Origin of the sequence: Massilia sp. LMS1-1-1.1, assembly GCF_040815535.1 — a bacterium.
GTDB lineage: Bacteria > Pseudomonadota > Gammaproteobacteria > Burkholderiales > Burkholderiaceae_D > Janthinobacterium > Janthinobacterium aestuarii.
In genome coordinates this window covers 1-15,695 of the sequence record NZ_JBFPNG010000065.1, presented here as the reverse complement: position 1 = coordinate 15,695, position 15,695 = coordinate 1, and the positions used below count along the sequence as shown (strand labels likewise).

The 15,695-nt window shown below is 61.0% G+C and carries 17 protein-coding genes and 1 rRNA gene; 4 read left to right on the top strand and 14 right to left on the bottom strand.

Annotation, left to right across the window (positions count from 1 at the left end):
* From MRBLMS1_RS27015 to MRBLMS1_RS26960, 12 genes are all read right to left on the bottom strand, one after another.
* Entirely contained in the window at positions 1-903 is a 903-nt protein-coding gene (locus MRBLMS1_RS27015) for a M48 family metallopeptidase (protein WP_485883371.1), read from the bottom strand.
* A complete protein-coding gene (locus MRBLMS1_RS27010; RefSeq protein WP_139091780.1) occupies positions 884-2,143 on the bottom strand; it encodes an AmpG family muropeptide MFS transporter in 1,260 nt (419 codons plus the stop codon). Before MRBLMS1_RS27010 ends, MRBLMS1_RS27015 begins: the two co-directional genes overlap by 20 nt.
* Positions 2,143-2,754, bottom strand: a complete 612-nt coding sequence (metW, locus tag MRBLMS1_RS27005; protein WP_034749410.1) for a methionine biosynthesis protein MetW — start codon at positions 2,752-2,754, stop codon at positions 2,143-2,145. Before metW ends, MRBLMS1_RS27010 begins: the two co-directional genes overlap by 1 nt.
* The gene (gene metX / locus MRBLMS1_RS27000) at positions 2,751-3,950 is read right to left on the bottom strand and encodes a homoserine O-succinyltransferase MetX (protein ID WP_485883368.1); all 1,200 of its coding nucleotides are present in this window, start codon (positions 3,948-3,950) and stop codon (positions 2,751-2,753) included. Before metX ends, metW begins: the two co-directional genes overlap by 4 nt.
* Before the next feature lie 135 nt (positions 3,951-4,085).
* Entirely contained in the window at positions 4,086-5,828 is a 1,743-nt protein-coding gene (gene ptsP / locus MRBLMS1_RS26995) for a phosphoenolpyruvate--protein phosphotransferase (RefSeq protein WP_485883366.1), read from the bottom strand.
* A 44-nt stretch (positions 5,829-5,872) separates the two neighbouring features.
* Complete coding sequence (locus MRBLMS1_RS26990; protein ID WP_010393142.1) at positions 5,873-6,142, bottom strand: HPr family phosphocarrier protein; 270 nt, start codon at positions 6,140-6,142, stop codon at positions 5,873-5,875.
* A gap of 90 nt (positions 6,143-6,232) precedes the next feature.
* The gene (locus MRBLMS1_RS26985; RefSeq protein WP_029496035.1) at positions 6,233-6,637 is read right to left on the bottom strand and encodes a PTS sugar transporter subunit IIA; all 405 of its coding nucleotides are present in this window, start codon (positions 6,635-6,637) and stop codon (positions 6,233-6,235) included.
* A gap of 14 nt (positions 6,638-6,651) precedes the next feature.
* The gene (gshB, locus tag MRBLMS1_RS26980; RefSeq protein WP_456148442.1) at positions 6,652-7,608 is read right to left on the bottom strand and encodes a glutathione synthase; all 957 of its coding nucleotides are present in this window, start codon (positions 7,606-7,608) and stop codon (positions 6,652-6,654) included.
* 97 nt (positions 7,609-7,705) lie between these two features.
* Positions 7,706-9,004, bottom strand: coding sequence for a glutamate--cysteine ligase (gene gshA, locus MRBLMS1_RS26975; RefSeq protein ID WP_485883363.1), 1,299 nt, complete (start codon positions 9,002-9,004; stop codon positions 7,706-7,708).
* A 204-nt stretch (positions 9,005-9,208) separates the two neighbouring features.
* A complete protein-coding gene (locus MRBLMS1_RS26970) occupies positions 9,209-10,747 on the bottom strand; it encodes an ammonium transporter (protein WP_128141226.1) in 1,539 nt (512 codons plus the stop codon).
* A gap of 11 nt (positions 10,748-10,758) precedes the next feature.
* The gene (locus MRBLMS1_RS26965; protein WP_010393464.1) at positions 10,759-11,097 is read right to left on the bottom strand and encodes a P-II family nitrogen regulator; all 339 of its coding nucleotides are present in this window, start codon (positions 11,095-11,097) and stop codon (positions 10,759-10,761) included.
* 11 nt (positions 11,098-11,108) lie between these two features.
* Positions 11,109-11,876, bottom strand: coding sequence for a TorF family putative porin (locus tag MRBLMS1_RS26960; RefSeq protein WP_485883360.1), 768 nt, complete (start codon positions 11,874-11,876; stop codon positions 11,109-11,111).
* Between the two features lie 270 nt (positions 11,877-12,146).
* Here MRBLMS1_RS26960 and MRBLMS1_RS26955 point away from each other — a divergent pair, with 270 nt between their 5' ends.
* From MRBLMS1_RS26955 to MRBLMS1_RS26940, 4 genes are all read left to right on the top strand, one after another.
* Entirely contained in the window at positions 12,147-12,395 is a 249-nt protein-coding gene (locus MRBLMS1_RS26955; protein ID WP_034749434.1) for an accessory factor UbiK family protein, read from the top strand.
* 110 nt (positions 12,396-12,505) lie between these two features.
* Entirely contained in the window at positions 12,506-14,026 is a 1,521-nt protein-coding gene (locus tag MRBLMS1_RS26950) for a YifB family Mg chelatase-like AAA ATPase (protein WP_485883357.1), read from the top strand.
* 64 nt (positions 14,027-14,090) lie between these two features.
* Positions 14,091-14,636 carry a hypothetical protein gene (locus MRBLMS1_RS26945; RefSeq protein ID WP_485883355.1) on the top strand — a complete coding sequence of 182 codons (546 nt, stop codon included), beginning with the start codon at positions 14,091-14,093 and terminating at the stop codon, positions 14,634-14,636.
* Positions 14,637-14,817: 181 nt separating this feature from the next.
* A complete protein-coding gene (locus MRBLMS1_RS26940) occupies positions 14,818-15,162 on the top strand; it encodes a DUF1840 domain-containing protein (protein WP_092716690.1) in 345 nt (114 codons plus the stop codon).
* Positions 15,163-15,223: 61 nt separating this feature from the next.
* Here the strand turns inward: MRBLMS1_RS26940 and rrf are convergent.
* Positions 15,224-15,336 (bottom strand): 5S ribosomal RNA (rrf, locus tag MRBLMS1_RS26935).
* A 145-nt stretch (positions 15,337-15,481) separates the two neighbouring features.
* The coding region (locus MRBLMS1_RS26930; RefSeq protein ID WP_485883353.1) for a hypothetical protein at positions 15,482-15,695 on the bottom strand (214 nt) is incomplete at its 5' end.

The window sequence follows — 15,695 nt, the reverse complement described above, 5'->3', positions numbered from 1 at the left end:
CTAGCGCTGCGCGATGGCGTTGCTGCGGTAGGGCGGCAAGGCGTCGACGCTGACGCCCTTGCTGCGCGCGTACAGCGGCAGCACTTGCGCCATGTGGCTGTTCATCTGCGAGATGCGGTCCTTGCCCGACGGGTGCGTCGAGAGGAATTCCGGCGGCGCGCCCTTGCTCACGGCGGCCATTTTCTGCCACAAGATGACGCCGGCGCGCGGGTCGAAACCGGCGCGCGCCGCCAGGTCCATGCCGATCAGGTCCGCCTCGCGTTCATCGTCGCGCGAAAACTTCAGCATCACGCCCTGCGCCGCCATATTCGTGGCGGTACTGGTGATGCTCGGATCGACGCCGAGCCAGGCCGACAGGCCGGCGCCGGCCAGCTTGGCGCCGACGGCGGCCAGGTTGCCCTTGCCGGCCTGCGCCTGCGAGTGTTCGCGCAAGGCGTGCGAAATCTCATGGCCCATGACGATAGCCACTTCGTCGTCGGTCAGATTCAGCTTGGTGATGATGCCGCTGTAAAAAGCGATCTGCCCGCCCGGCATGCAAAAGGCATTGACCTGGTCGGAATTGAGCAGGTTGACTTGCCAGTTCCAGTTGGCCGACGCCTCATTCCAGCGCGTGGCGAACGGGATGATGCGCTGGGCGATGGCACGCAAGCGTTTCACTTGCGGATCGCTGTCGGGTACCAGCGCATTTTTTTCCTTCGCCTCGTTGACCAGCTGCATATATTGCTGCTTCGATTGTTCATTGAAGTCGGCGCCGCCGGCAAAGATGCGCGAAGTCGACAGGGGGCGTACCTTGATGCCATCCTGGACCGTCGCCTGCTGGGCGTGGGCGGACAGGGACGACAGCGCGGTGGCCGCGCACAGGCTGGCCAGGACGGCGTAACGTTTAAGGGATATTGGTGCCATTGGCAGACCTCCATGGAGCGATTTTAGGCAGCATCATCATGGCCGGGAAGGCCAGGAAGAAGCACACGATGAAAAACGAGAACCAGCCCAGCTCGGCGACCAGAAAGCCCACCGAGGCATTGATCAGGGTGCGCGGCACGGCACTGAGGCTGGAAAACAAGGCATATTGCGTGGCAGTGTAACGCGGGTCCGTGCTGCGCGACAGGAACGCGACAAAGGCGGCCGCGCCCAGACCCAGGCTGGCGAAGGATTCAAAACCGATCACGGCGCTGAGCAGCATGGTGTTCGGCCCCACCTGCGCCAGCCAGGCGAATCCGAGAATGGCGACCGCCTGCAGCGCGCCAAACACCCACAGGCCCCGGTTGATGCCCAGCTTGAGCATCCATATGCCGCCCACCACGCCACCGGCCAGGCTGGCCCAGAAACCCGTGGTGTTGGCGGCCAGGCCGATCTGCGTCATGGAAAAACCCAGGTCCAGATAGAACTTCGTCGCCAGCGCCGTGGCCATGCTGTCGCCGATTTTGTAGAGTAGTACGAAGGCAAGGATCCACATTGCGTTACGCCAGCCATCGCGCGCGATGAATTCCTGGAACGGCAAGATGATCGCTTCGCGCATGGTCTTCGGCGGCGAACCGTACACGGTCGGTTCCTTGATCAGCAGGGTACAGACAAACCCCGGCAGCATGAAGGCGGCCGTGATCCAGAAGACGGGCTGCCACGGCATGCGGTCGGCCAGAATCAGCGACAGCGCGCCCGGCACCATGCCCGCCACTTTATACGCATTGACGATGACGGCGGCGCCCAGGCCCTGCTCATTGTCGGAAAGGATTTCGCGCCGGTAAGCGTCGATGACGATGTCCTGGCTGGCAGACAAAAAAGCTACGCCGCCGGCAGCCGCCGCGATCAGGCCGATCTGCGTGAGCGGGTCCAGCATGCCCATGCCGCCGATGGCAAAGAACAGCGCCACTTGCGTGAGCGCCATCCAGCCGCGCCGCCGTCCCAGTCCCAGGATGCGGTAGCGGTCCATCAGCGGCGCCCACAGGAATTTCCAGATGTAGGGGAACTGCACCAGCGCGAACAGTCCCAGCGCCTTGACGTTCAAGCCCGACTTGGCCAGCCATGCCTGCAGCAGGTACAGCAGGATAAACAGGGGCAGGCCGGAACTGAAGCCCAGCACCAGCACGGCCAGCATGCGGCCGTTGGCATAGGAACGCCAGCCAGGCGCCGGGCTTTTGCTCATCAATGCACCGCTTTTTTACGCAGGCGGAAGACGGCCAGGTCGCCGCGCAGGTTCGGCAGCACGGAGACCATCTTGCCTTCGGCCAGGGCCACGCATTCGATCACTTCCAGGCCGCATTCCTCGGCCAGTTCGCGGAAGTCGTTGATGGTGGCGCAGCGCACGTTCGGCGTGTCGTACCACTGGTACGGCAGCGATTTCGACACGGGCATGCGGCCTTTCAGCAATGCCACGCGGTGCGGCCAGTAGGCGAAGTTGGGGAAGGACACGATGGCTTCGGCGCCCACGCGCACGATGTCGCGCAGCAGCGGCTCGACCTGCTTCATCATCTGCAGCGACGACAGGCACAGCACCGTATCAAAACTGTTGTCGCCAAAAATCGACAAACCCTTTTCCATGTCCTGCTGGATCACGTTCACGCCACGGCGGGTGCTGGCCAGCACCTTGTCGTCGGCGATCTCGATGCCGTAGCCGCTGCACTCCTTGTCGCTTTGCAGATACTGCAGCATCACGCCTTCGCCGCAACCCACGTCCAGCACGTGCGCGTTATTCGGCACCCAGTGGGCGATGAAGGCCAGGTCGGGGCGCAGCGCGCTCAATTCGTCAAAAGTCATGCGGTCTCCTTCGCGCCCTGGCGGACGGCTGTGTGCTGTACGGCGGCAGGCAAGCCCGCCCCGATGTCGTTCCATACCTGGCCATAATAGGCGCGCACCATGTTCATGTAGCGCGCGTCTTCCAGCAGGAAGGCGTCGTGGCCGTGCGGCGCGTCGATCTCCGCATACGTGACCTGGCGGCGGTTGCATACGAGCGCCTCGACGATTTCGCGGCTGCGCTCGGGCGAAAAACGCCAGTCGGTGGAAAACGAGGCGAGGAAGAACTTGGCCTTGGTGCCCGACAGGGCCTTGGCCAGGTCGCCGCCATGCGCGCGCGCCGGATCGAAATAATCGAGCGCCTTCGTAATCAAGAGATACGTGTTGGCGTCGAAGTATTCGGAGAACTTGTCGCCCTGGTAGCGCAAATACGATTCGATCTCGAAGTCGATGCCGAAGCCGAATTTGTAGTCGCCCGTCTGCGCCGCATCGCGCAGCTTGCGGCCGAATTTTTCCGCCATGTCGTCATTCGACAGATAGGTGATATGGCCCACCATGCGCGCCACGCGCAAGCCGTTCTTCGGCACCACGCCGTGCGCATAGAAGTCGCCGCCATGGTAATCGGGATCGGACAGGATGGCCTGGCGCGCCACGTCGTTGAAGGCGATATTTTGCGCCGACAGCTTGGCCGTCGAGGCGATCACCACGCAGTGGCGCAGCCGCTCCGGGAACATGATGCTCCACGCCAGCGCCTGCATGCCGCCCAAGGATCCCCCCATCACGGCGGCGAACTGGGTGATGCCCAGTTCATCGGCCAGGCGCGCCTGCGCGCTGACCCAGTCTTCCACCGTGACGACGGGGAAGGCGGCGCCATACGGCTTGCCGGTGGCGGGATTGGTGTGCATGGGGCCCGTCGAACCGAAGCAGGAGCCGAGGTTGTTGACGCCGATGACGAAGAATTTGTCCGTGTCGAGCGGCTTGCCGGGACCGACCATATTGTCCCACCAGCCCGTGCTCTTCGCTTGGTCCGCGTAGACGCCTGCCACGTGGTGCGAGGCGTTCAGGGCGTGGCAGACCAGCACCGCGTTCGATTTGTCGGCGTTCAGGGTGCCGTAGGTTTCATACATCAACATATAGTCCCGCAGCGATGCTCCGCTTTGCAGCTGCAGGGGTTGCGCAAAATACATGGTTTGCGGCGAAACGATTCCAATGGATGACATGTGTGTCGGTTTATAAAAGGGGGGTGGCCCCACGGGCCATGGTCGATGCAGCACCGCGATGATAGGTGCTGCAACTTTCGCATCAAGACGCCTCTCGCCACGCGCGAGGTGTCCTGATGCCGATAAGGTGACAGTTTACATGAGCTGCAGCTGCTGGACGGCTTCCGCGATCACATTTGGTTCCATGGAACGCATAATTTTGCGCATTTGTGGCGCAATCAGGCCCAGGTCGCTGTTGAGGATCTCTTGCTTGACCGCCAACAACTGGGCCGGATGCATGGAAAACTCGCGCAAGCCCATGCCCAGCAACAGGCGCGTGAGCTTCACGTCGCCCGCCATTTCGCCGCAGACGGCCACGTCGATGCCCGCCTTGTGGCCGGCGGCGATCGTCATGGAGATCAGTTGCAGCACGGCCGGGTGCAGCGGATTGTACAAATGCGCCACTTCGTAGTCGACCCGGTCGATGGCCAAGGTGTACTGGATCAGATCATTCGTGCCGATCGACAGGAAGTCCATGCGCTTGACGAACATGGGCAGCGCCAGCGCGGCGGCGGGAATCTCGATCATGGCACCCACTTCGACTTCGTCGTCGAACTTGACGCCCTCCTCGCGCAGGCAGGCCTTCGCTTGCGCGATCATGGCCAGCGACTGGTCGATCTCGAACGCATGCGCGAGCATCGGAATCAGGATGCGCACCTTGCCGAAGGCGGAGGCGCGCAGGATGGCGCGCAGCTGCGTCAGGAACAATTGCGGCTCGGCCAGGCAATAGCGGATGGCGCGCAAGCCGAGCGCGGGATTCAGGGCCGTATGGTCGGACTGGTCGAGCGGCTTGTCGGCGCCGATATCGAGCGTGCGGATGGTGACCACACGGCCCTTCATCGACTGCACCGTGTTGCGGTAAGCCTCGAACTGCTCATCCTCAGTGGGAATCTTGTGGGCGCGGCCCATGAACAGGAATTCGGAGCGGAACAGGCCCACGCCGCTGGCGCCCGACTCCAGCGCAAACGGGCAATCCTCGGGCAATTCGATATTCGCCAGCAAAGTGACGGGCGTGCCGCATTTGGTCACGGCCGGCGTCTTTTTCAGCTTGCCCAGCTTCTTGCGCGCGCGCTGCATGGCCACCTGGCGCTCGCGGTACTGTTCCAGCACCAGCGCGCTGGGGTTGGCGATGACGACGCCGGCGTCGCCATCGATGATCAGCCAGTCATCCTGGTCGATCAGCATCGATGCCTGCGACATGCCGACGGCGGCGGGAATATCGAGGCTGCGCGCGACGATGGCCGTGTGCGAGTTCTGTCCGCCCACGTCGGTAATGAAACCGATGAAGGAGCGGTCGCGGAACTGCAGCATGTCGGCCGGCGAGATATCGTGGGCGACGACAATCATCTGTGCCATCAATTCATCTTCGGCCGCGGCCTTGGGCAGCAGCTGCTCCGTGCCCAGCAAGACTTTCAAGACGCGTTCGGCCACCTGCTGGATGTCCGCCTTGCGTTCGCGCAGATAGGGGTCTTCGATTTCGTCGAACTGCGCCGACAATTCATCGATCTGCGTCAGCAGCGCCCATTCGGCGTTGTAGTGGCGCTTGCGGATGATGTCGAGCGGCGCTTCGGAAATCATCGGATCGGACAAGATGAGCGCATGCACGTCGATGAAGGCGCCCAACTCCGTGGGCGCATCCTTGGGCAACTCGTTCCACAGGGTTTGCAGTTCCTTGTGGACGGTGGCGATGGCGCTTTGCAGGCGCTGCACTTCGGCTTCGATCTGCTCCTGGGCGACCAGGTAATGTTTGACGTCAAGGGCGGCCGGCGCCAGCAGATGCGCGCGGCCAATGGCGATGCCGCGGGAGACCGGGATGCCGTGGAGCGTGAAAGATGCCATGGGTTGACCTGTCGGAATGCGGCTGCGGCTGCGTTCGGCGGGCATTACTCGCCTTCGCCAAACCTGTCATTAATCAGGGCGGTCAACGCATCGACACATGCCTGCTCATCATCGCCCTCTGCTTCCAGGGTCACTTTCGCGCCCTTGCCGGCGGCCAGCATCATCACGCCCATGATGGACTTGGCGTTGATGCGGCGCGCGTTGCGGGTCAGCCAGACGTCGCTCTTGAACTTGGCGGCGAGCTGGGTAAATTTGGCGGAGGCGCGTGCGTGCAGTCCCAGCTTGTTGATGATTTCGAGTTCTTTTTGAATCATTTTTGTATGGTCTCTATCCCTGAATGCACTGCATTGTTGCCAGCCCTGCTATAAAACCCGCCGCCTTCAGGGCGGCGGCCATGTCACTCTTTACTCGCCCACGCGAATACGGTTATCGACGCGCACGGCGCCGCTTTGCGCACCGGCCAGCGCCATCTCCACCACCACGTCGAGCGTGTCGCGGCGATACGTGATGGCGCGCAGCAGCATCGGCAGGCTGATGCCGGCGATGACTTCCACCCTGCCCGCATCGGCCAGCTTGTTGCAGCAGTTCGACGGCGTGCCGCCCTTCACGTCGGTAATCACCAGCACGCCGGAACCGTCGTCGAGGCGGCAGATGGCCTCCGACGCCAGCTTCTGCACTTCCGCCAGGTCCTGGTCGGCGACGACGTCGATGGCTTCAAACCGTTCCGTTGGCCCCCGGAACACATGCGCGCAGGCGGCGATGAACGCCTGTCCCAGCGGTGCATGTGTCATGAGCAAAATCCCTACCATAGTCATTTCACCTTTTAGCGCTGCTGCGCTTGCGCAACGCCATGCTCGACGGCGTCGACAAACATGGCTGCCACATCAAAACCCGTCTGCTGCATGATTTCCTGGAAGCAGGTCGGGCTGGTGACATTGACTTCCGTCAGATAGTCGCCGATCACGTCCAATCCTACCAGCATCAGGCCACGCGCGGCCAGGATCGGGCCCAGCTTTTCTGCGATTTCCAGATCGCGCGCCGTCAATGGCTGCGCCACGCCCGTACCGCCGGCGGCTAGGTTGCCCCGTACTTCGCCCGCCTGCGGGATGCGCGCCAGCGAAAATGGCACCGGCTTGCCGCCGATGACGAGGATGCGCTTGTCGCCCTTGACGATGTCGGCGATGAAACGCTGCGCCATGATGGTCTGCGCGCCATTGTCCGTCAGCGTCTCGATGATGGCGCCCAGGTTCAGGCCATCGGCCTTGACGCGGAAGATGCCCGTGCCGCCCATGCCGTCGAGCGGCTTGAAGATGACGTCCTGGTGCTTGGCGTGGAAGGCGCGCAGACGCGCTTCGTCCGACGTCACCAGGGTCGGCGACGTGAATTCGGAAAACTGGGCAATGGCCAGCTTTTCATTGTTGTCGCGGATGGCGGACGGCTTGTTGAAGACGCAAGCACCCTGCTTTTCCGCCAGTTCCAGCAGATACGTGCCGTACACGTATTCCATGTCGAACGGCGGGTCCTTGCGCTCGATGATGGCGTCCAGCGCCGACAGGCGCACTTCTTCGGTGGAGACAACCTTGTACCAGTCATGTTCGTCGCCGGTCAGCTCGATGTGCTTGACCCGTGCCGTGACGATGCCCTCTTCCAGCGCCATGTCCTTCTGTTCGAAGGCATACACGGCATGGCCGCGTTTGGCCGCCTCGCGCATCATGGCGAAAGTGGAATCTTTGTAAGTCTTGAAGCCTGCCAGCGGGTCGGCAAGGAATGCAATTTTCATGGTGCGTCCAATCGGGGAGCCTGGATAAGGAATGCTTGATTCTAGCCGAGATCGCCAGGCGCGGTAGTCGCCGGGCCCGGCAAGTCTCGTTGACGGATCAATACACCTCGGGATTTGGGTCCGTGCGCTCCATTTCCAGCGACGCGGCCAGCAAGGCCAGGCGCGCCACCACGCCATACACATAGAAGCGGTTCGGCGCGGCCGTGCCCGGCTTGGCCTTCAAATCCGGCACGGCATGCTGCTGGGCAAACGCCAGCGGCACGTACTGCGAGCCGGGTGCGTTCAGGTTCTGGTCCACGCCTTTTTCAGCATGCACGCGGTAGAAGCCGCCCACCACGTAGCGGTCGATCATGTAGACGACGGGCTCGGCCACGGCATACTTGATGCTTTCAAAGGTCGGCACGCCTTCCTGGATGATGACGTCGGTCACCAGCTGGCCATCCTTGACGATGGACATTTTTTCGCGCTGCTTGCGCGACAGGTCGCGCACTTCGTTCGCGTCACGCACCGTCATGATGCCCGTGCCATACGTGCCCGCATCGGGCTTGACGATGACGAACGGCTTTTCCTTGATGCCGTATTCCTTGTATTTCTTGCGGATCTTGGCCAGCAGCACGTCGACGCTGGCGGCCAGCGCATCTTCGCCCTCGCCTTCCTGGAAATTCACGTCGCTGCACTTGGCGTGGAAGGGGTTGAGCATCCACGGGTCGACATCGATCATCTTGCCGAATTTTTTCACCACTTCATCGTAGGCCGTGTAGTGGTTGCTCTTGCGGCGCAAGGCCCAGCCCGCGTGCAAGGGTGGCAACAGGCTTTGCTCATGGATATTTTGCAAGATATCGGGGATACCGTCCGACAAGTCGTTATTCAGCAGAATCGTGCAAGGGTCGAAATCCTTCAAGCCCAGGCGGCGGCCATTGTTCAGGCGCACGAGCGGTTCGATGACGAGCATGTTGCCATCTGGCAACGCCAGCGGTGTCGGCTGGGTAATCTCGGGCGACCACGAGCCAAAGCGCACGTGCAGCCCCGTCTGGCGGAATATCTGCATCAATCGCGCCACGTTTTGCAGGTATTGCGGCGTGGTGTTGTGCAATTCCGGCACGATCAGCAGGTTGCGGGCGTCCGGGCAATACTTGTCGATGGCGGCCATGGCCGCTTGCACGGACAGGGGCAGCATTTCCGTGGCCAGATTGTGAAAACCGCCAGGGAACAGATTGGTATCGACGGGCGCCAGCTTGTAGCCGGCGTTGCGCAAGTCTACCGAGCAATAGAAGGGCGGCGTGTGCTCTTGCCACTCCATACGAAACCAGCGCTCAATGGCCGGCGTCGCGGCCAGAATCTTTTTTTCGAGGTCGAGCAGCGGTCCGGTCAGGGCCGTGACGAGATGGGGAACCATAGTTACATCCTTAAATTATGTGCAGTATTCAAAAAAGCACACAGAACTGCCGACTATATTACCGTGTAAGTACCCCAAATCGGGGCAAAAGCCTTGTTTTAAAGACCTTTTACATTCCCACAACGAAAAAAAGGCACCTCAATGAGGTGCCTTTTCCAGCCGGACATGCGGCGCCGGGGCGCTGGCATGCCAGAGAATGACTATTTAACCATGATACGCTTGCTCGCCATGGCTGGTGATATCGAGGCCTTCGCGCTCTTCTTCTTCCGGTACGCGCAGGCCGATGACGATGTCGACCAGTTTATAGGCGATGACGGAAATAATGGCAGACCAGAGGATAGTGGTGCCGACCGCTTGCGCCTGCACCCACACCTGATGGCTGATCGAGTACGGGTCAGCCGACATCTTGTTGGTGACATAATCGAAGATGCCTTGGCCGCCCAATTGTGGTGCAGCAAACACACCCGTCAGCAAGGCACCGAGAATGCCGCCCACGCCATGCACGCCGAACACGTCGAGTGAATCGTCGGCGCCAATCAGGCGTTTCAGGCCATTCACGCCCCACAGGCAGACGACACCGGCCAGCAAGCCGATGACCAGGCCGCCCATCGGACCGACAAAGCCGGCCGCCGGGGTGATCGCCACCAGGCCGGCAACGGCGCCCGATGCGCCACCGAGCATCGATGGCTTGCCTTTGCTGATCCACTCACCAAATACCCACGACAGGGTAGCGGCGGCAGTGGCCAACAGCGTATTGACGAAGGCCAGCGCAGCCACGTCGCCCGCTTCCAGCGAGGAACCGGCATTGAAACCAAACCAGCCCACCCACAGCAGCGACGCACCGATCATGGTCATCGTCAGCGAGTGCGGCGCCATCGATTCGCGGCCATAGCCGACGCGCTTGCCGATCATGATCGCGCCCACCAGGCCGGCGACGGCGGCATTGATGTGCACCACGGTGCCGCCGGCGAAGTCCAGCGCGCCTTTTTGCCAGATCCAGCCAGCCTTCAGGGCTTCGCTGGCCGAAGTGGCGGCGTTGGTGATCAGGTCAGGACCGGTCCAGAACCACACCATGTGGGCCGCTGGCAGGTAGGCGAACGTGAACCACAGCACGACAAAGGCCAGCACGGCGGAAAACTTGGCGCGCTCGGCAAAGGCGCCGACGATCAGTGCGCAGGTGATGGCGGCAAACGTGCCCTGGAACGCGACGAAGACGAACTCGGGAATGACGACGCCCTTGCTGAAGGTGGCGGCGGCGGCAAACGTGCCCTTGGCCGGATCCCAGATACCGTTCAGGAACAGGCGGTCGAAGCCACCGAAGAAGGCGGTTTTTTCCGTGAAGGCGATCGAATAGCCGTAGATGCACCACAGCACGATGACCAGTGCAAACACCATGAACACTTGCATCAGCACCGACAGCATGTTCTTCGAACGCACCAGGCCGCCGTAGAACAGGGCCAGGCCGGGAATCGTCATCAAGATCACCAGCAAGGTGCTGATCATCATGAAGCTGGTATCGCCCTTGTTGGCGACGGGCGCGGCAGCTGGCGCTGCAGCGGCCGGGGCCGGAGCGGCGGCAGCCGGTGCTGCTGCGTCAGCCACCGGCGTGACGGCGGGGGCGGCGACGGCCGTGGTCGTGGCCGCCTCCGTCTTGGCGGGAGCATCGGCAAAGCTCGGCGCAGCGACGCCAAACGCACACAGACAGGCAAACCCAGCTAGCAATTTTGTTATATTTTTACGCATCAATATTCCCCTTAGAGCGCTTCGTTACCGGTTTCACCGGTACGGATGCGGATGACTTGTTCCAGGTTGTAGACGAAAATCTTGCCATCGCCGATTTTACCGGTACGCGCGGCACCTTCGATCGCTTCGATGGCCTGGTCGACAATGGCGTCATCGACGGCCGCTTCAATCTTGGTTTTTGGCAAGAAATCGACGACATACTCGGCGCCACGGTAGAGTTCCGTGTGACCTTTCTGGCGGCCGAAACCTTTGACTTCGGTAACGGTAATGCCTTGCACATTGATAGCCGACAAGGCTTCACGTACTTCGTCCAGTTTGAACGGTTTAATGATTGCGGTAATCATTTTCATGGCAGTCTCGCTTAAAAGGTTTTGGATACGGTCAGCACGAGACCGGATTTCGCCAGATTCTTGCCATTCGGTGCCAGCGACGTGATGTTGGCCTTCACCGCAGCGAGGGAAACGGTCGCCATGCCGAAGTCCTTGGTCACGCCGATCTTGTAATCGCTGTAGCTGAGGGAATCGTTGTGCTCGACCTTCTGACGTCCGACATGCAGGTTGAGCATGTAGCCATCATGCACCTCGACGTTGGCGCCCACATCGAGGTAGCCGCTGTTCTTGCTGTCGGCAACACCGAACAGATTCGTGGTCGAATGCGAGTATTTGATATACATCGGGCCATAGCCAAGCTGGCCGTACAGCTCGAAGGTATTGGCATTGGTGCTCAGCCCATTCGAGGGATAGAAATAGTACAGGCCGCCCACGTCATAGGTAAAATCCTTGCTGATCTCGCCACGCTTGCCACCGTACACATCCCATTCCAGGTCGGTATCGCCGCCGCCGTCCTTGATCCATTTGATGCTCGACAGCCAGGTACCGACGTACAAACCCGTCGGATTGTGGGTATAGTCGGCACCGCCGCTGATGGCCGGTTTCAAACGGCTTTGCGAGATGCCGCGGTAGCGGTAGTCGCTGGTCAGCGCCACGTTGTAGCTCACCACGTTATCAGGTACGGCCTCGGCTGCAGCAGGCGCCGCCACTGCATCCTGGGCCATGGCGCTACCGCACAAGGCGGTCATGGCCAGCGTCAACGCTGCAGCTAAAGTCATGTTCTTGGACAGATTCTTCATGGCGATTCCCTTTTATTGAACTTTTAAAGCGGTTGAGGTTTAAAATCTTGGCTGGAGATCACAAAGCGTTCATACCTTCTTTAGCAGAATACGTGCCAGCTCCATTGCCACCTTGACAGGTGCGTTTCCGGCCATACATACCCTCCAAGCCTCTGGGCATGCGGGTACGGGCTGCTGAAGCATTGTGAATTTGCCCAGTTTCGCACCAGATTAACGCCGCTGTGCACCGCAATGGTGCGATGCACAGGCCGCACCATAAAAGGACTGACCATGGACATGAATACCTTCTTTAACGACTTGCAAGGCAAGATCCATCAAGCCATCGAAAACTCGCCAGCCAAGGATATCGAGAAAAACGTGAAATCGATGATGACCCAGGGCTTCGCCCGCCTCGATCTGGTCACGCGCGAGGAATTCGATATCCAGGCGCAAGTACTGGCCAAGACCCGCGCCAAACTGGACGCGCTGGAACTGCGCCTGATCGAGCTGGAAACGCGCCTGAACGACACCAAGGCCTAAGCTGCGGCCAGCCAGGCGCGTTATTGACGGCCTTGCTGGCATAGCTCAAGCCCGACGGCCTTCCACGCGCTAGACTGATCCTGCCCGCGCCCGCGCCACAGGGGAGTCTGATGAGTCTGGCCGTCCTGAAAAGCCGCGCCCTGGCCGGCATGGAAGCGCCCGAGGTAAGTGTCGAAGTCCACCTTGCCAATGGCTTGCCTTCGTTTACGATTGTCGGCCTGCCGGATACGGAAGTGAAGGAATCGCGCGACCGCGTCCGCGCCGCGCTGCAAAACTGCGGCTTTGAGATGCCGGCGCGGCGCATCACGGCCAATCTGGCGCCGGCCGACCTGCCCAAAGAATCGGGGCGCTTCGACCTGCCCATCGCACTGGGCATCCTGGCCGCCTCCGGCCAGTTGCCGAGCGACCAATTACACCACTACGAATTCGCTGGCGAACTGTCGCTGTCGGGCCAGTTGCGCCCCATCCGTGGCGCCTTGGCCATGACCTTTGCCATGCAGCGCAGCCAGTCGGGCGCACCGCGCGCCTTCATCCTGCCGCAGGCGAATGCAGACGAAGCGGCTCTCGTCAGCGATGCCTGCATCTATCCCGCCCACAGCCTGCTCGAGGTCTGCGCGCATTTTGCCGCGCACGCCAGCCGGACCACCCTGCAACGCCATCAGCCCATGCTGGCCGTACCCGATTTTGCGTATCCGGACTTTGCCGACGTGCAAGGACAGCAGCAGGCGCGCCGCGCACTCGAGGTGGCGGCCGCGGGCGGCCATAACGTCCTGATGGTGGGGCCACCGGGCGCGGGCAAGACCATGCTGGCCAGTCGCTTCCCTGGCGTGCTGCCGCCCATGAGCGACGAAGAGGCGCTGGAATCGGCCGCCGTGCATTCGCTGGGCGGCCACTTCAAGGTGGAACACTGGAAACGGCGCCCCTACCGTGCTCCGCACCAGACGGCGTCCGGCGTGGCCCTGGTGGGCGGCGGCAACGTGCCGCGCCCGGGAGAAATCTCGCTGGCCCACTGCGGTGTGCTGTTTCTCGATGAAATCGCCGAATTCCAGCGCCGGGTGCTCGATGTGCTGCGCCAGCCCATGGAATCGGGCGTGATCAGCATTTCACGCGCGGCCCGCCAGGCCGAGTTTCCTGCCCGCTTCCAGCTGATCGCCGCCATGAATCCCTGCCCCTGCGGTTATCTGGGCCATGCTTCGGGACGCTGCCGCTGCACGCCGGACGCCGTGCTCCGTTATCACAGCCGCCTGTCCGGTCCGCTACTCGACCGTATCGACCTGCAGATTGAAGTGGCCGCCATGCCGCCGGCGGCGCTGGGGCGGCACGCAGGCCTTGGCGAAAGCACGCAAGCCATCGCCACGCGGGTCGCGGCAGCCTTTGCCCTGCAGCTGGCACGCCAGGGCAAAGCGAACCAGCGCCTGAGCAGCACGGAAATCGAACAGCATTGTCGCCTGGAAACGCATGGCGAACAGCTGCTGCATGGTGCCATGGCGCGATTGCACTGGTCGGCGCGCACCTATCACCGGGTACTGCGCGTGGCGCGCAGCATCGCGGACCTGGAGGCCAGCCCCGGCATCACGCAAGCGCATGTCGCCGAAGCGATCCAGTACCGGCGCGTGCTGCGTGAAATATAAGCTGGCCAGTGAGCGCCACACGTGCGCGATTGCGCGTGGCTGGCGGCGCTGCTACCATCTGCTGATGAAAAAACCATCACTTGCCCTCTTTCTGGCTACGCTCGCGGCCGCCAGCGTCCTGTCCGCCTGCAGTCCGAAGTTCAACTGGCGCGACTATCGCAGCCCCGACGCCCAGTTCACGGCCTTGTTTCCAGGCAAGCCCGCCGTGCTGACGCGCGAGGTCGATCTCGATGGCAAGAAAGTCAGCCTGACCATGACGGCCAGCGAAGTCGATGGCAATACCTTCGCCATCGGCAGCGCCGTGCTCGACAGCGCAGAACAGGCGCAAGCGGCCCTGCCCGCCATGCAGACTGCCCTGTTGAAAAACATCAACGGCACCGTGCGCAGCGAAAAATCCGCATCGGCGGCCAGCAGCACGGCTGCCGGAACGCAGCAGCGCAGTTCGCTCAGCATCGAGGCCAAAGGCACGCAGCAAGGCAAGCCTGTCTTGCTGGTCGGCCGTTTTGTGGCGCAGGATAAACGCATCTTCCAGATCATCATTCTCGGCGAAGAAAGCAAGCTGTCGCGTGACACCATCGACACCTTCATGGACTCGGTGAAACTGGATTGAGACTTAACGATCGCTTAAACGGGTGTTTTCACGATAAGCGAGCTCTTGTAAATACGTGCGTTGTCCAACAGATGGCTCTATCCGGCTTGCAAATATGCAATCCGGGACAAACGGACGGCCTGTGCGACATTTCAAGTCGTGATATTGTTTCGACACTAACAACAAGTTTCAGAAAGCGCTTATGTTGATCTCATTCAAATCCAAATCTTCCCCTGAAGTGCTGATGTACCAAGAACATGCCCAGCGTATCCTCGACATCCTGCACAAGAACCCCACGCGCGGCGTCATCACGCCAGCTGAAGCGGGCGATGCCTTGGCCTTGCTGGAAAAAGAAGTCGCGGAAAGCAAGTTGCATCCGGAAAACGACATCGAACACGATGTGCATACGCCGGAAACCTTGGAAGATGGCGAAACGGGCGCCCATGCACGCGCGCAAAAAGTGCATTTCTCGCAGCGCGCCTATCCGCTGATGGAAATGCTGCGCTCGGCCAAGGCGGAAAATGAAAGCATCACCTGGGGCATCTGATCCGATGAACGCTGCAGACGAAAAAAAACCCCGCACCTAGCGGGGTTTTTTTATATAACAAGCCTGACGATAACCTACTTTCACACTGGTTGCAGCACTATCATCGGCGCAAAGTTGTTTCACGGTCCTGTTCGGGATGGGAAGGGGTGGGACCAACTTGCTATGGTCATCAGGCATAACTTTTTCAACAACTTGCTCCCAACTGGGCAGCAAGTCGTCTGATCTGAGGAGGAGAATTATACCCCAGGTCGGCTTGACGCACAAGCGTAAGCCAGCAATCACCACGCGAATGTCAACAATGTTGTCGGATTACGCTACGCTAATCCGACCTACCCGGCATCCTATGGACGTAGGTCGGATTAGGCCGCAAGCCGTAATCCGACACCACCCGCGGCGTATCAAACCGCCAGACGTAAAAAAACCCCAACCGGATCACCGGAAGGGGTTTTTTCGAATAACAAGCCTGACGATAACCTACTTTCACACTGGTTGCAGCACTATCATCGGCGCAAAGTTGTTTCACGGTCCTGTTC

What these genes read in the sequence shown, in the direction of transcription:
- MRBLMS1_RS27015 (WP_485883371.1), bottom strand. Translation starts at nt 903, where the DNA reads ATGGCACCAATATCCCTTAAACGTTACGCCGTCCTGGCCAGCCTGTGC.
- MRBLMS1_RS27010 (WP_139091780.1), bottom strand. Translation starts at nt 2,143, where the DNA reads ATGAGCAAAAGCCCGGCGCCTGGCTGGCGTTCCTATGCCAACGGCCGC.
- metW (WP_034749410.1), bottom strand. Translation starts at nt 2,754, where the DNA reads ATGACTTTTGACGAATTGAGCGCGCTGCGCCCCGACCTGGCCTTCATC.
- metX (WP_485883368.1), bottom strand. Translation starts at nt 3,950, where the DNA reads ATGTCATCCATTGGAATCGTTTCGCCGCAAACCATGTATTTTGCGCAA.
- ptsP (WP_485883366.1), bottom strand. Translation starts at nt 5,828, where the DNA reads ATGGCATCTTTCACGCTCCACGGCATCCCGGTCTCCCGCGGCATCGCC.
- MRBLMS1_RS26990 (WP_010393142.1), bottom strand. Translation starts at nt 6,142, where the DNA reads ATGATTCAAAAAGAACTCGAAATCATCAACAAGCTGGGACTGCACGCA.
- MRBLMS1_RS26985 (WP_029496035.1), bottom strand. Translation starts at nt 6,637, where the DNA reads ATGGTAGGGATTTTGCTCATGACACATGCACCGCTGGGACAGGCGTTC.
- gshB (WP_456148442.1), bottom strand. Translation starts at nt 7,608, where the DNA reads ATGAAAATTGCATTCCTTGCCGACCCGCTGGCAGGCTTCAAGACTTAC.
- gshA (WP_485883363.1), bottom strand. Translation starts at nt 9,004, where the DNA reads ATGGTTCCCCATCTCGTCACGGCCCTGACCGGACCGCTGCTCGACCTC.
- MRBLMS1_RS26970 (WP_128141226.1), bottom strand. Translation starts at nt 10,747, where the DNA reads ATGCGTAAAAATATAACAAAATTGCTAGCTGGGTTTGCCTGTCTGTGT.
- MRBLMS1_RS26965 (WP_010393464.1), bottom strand. Translation starts at nt 11,097, where the DNA reads ATGAAAATGATTACCGCAATCATTAAACCGTTCAAACTGGACGAAGTA.
- MRBLMS1_RS26960 (WP_485883360.1), bottom strand. Translation starts at nt 11,876, where the DNA reads ATGAAGAATCTGTCCAAGAACATGACTTTAGCTGCAGCGTTGACGCTG.
- MRBLMS1_RS26955 (WP_034749434.1), top strand. Translation starts at nt 12,147, where the DNA reads ATGGACATGAATACCTTCTTTAACGACTTGCAAGGCAAGATCCATCAA.
- MRBLMS1_RS26950 (WP_485883357.1), top strand. Translation starts at nt 12,506, where the DNA reads ATGAGTCTGGCCGTCCTGAAAAGCCGCGCCCTGGCCGGCATGGAAGCG.
- MRBLMS1_RS26945 (WP_485883355.1), top strand. Translation starts at nt 14,091, where the DNA reads ATGAAAAAACCATCACTTGCCCTCTTTCTGGCTACGCTCGCGGCCGCC.
- MRBLMS1_RS26940 (WP_092716690.1), top strand. Translation starts at nt 14,818, where the DNA reads ATGTTGATCTCATTCAAATCCAAATCTTCCCCTGAAGTGCTGATGTAC.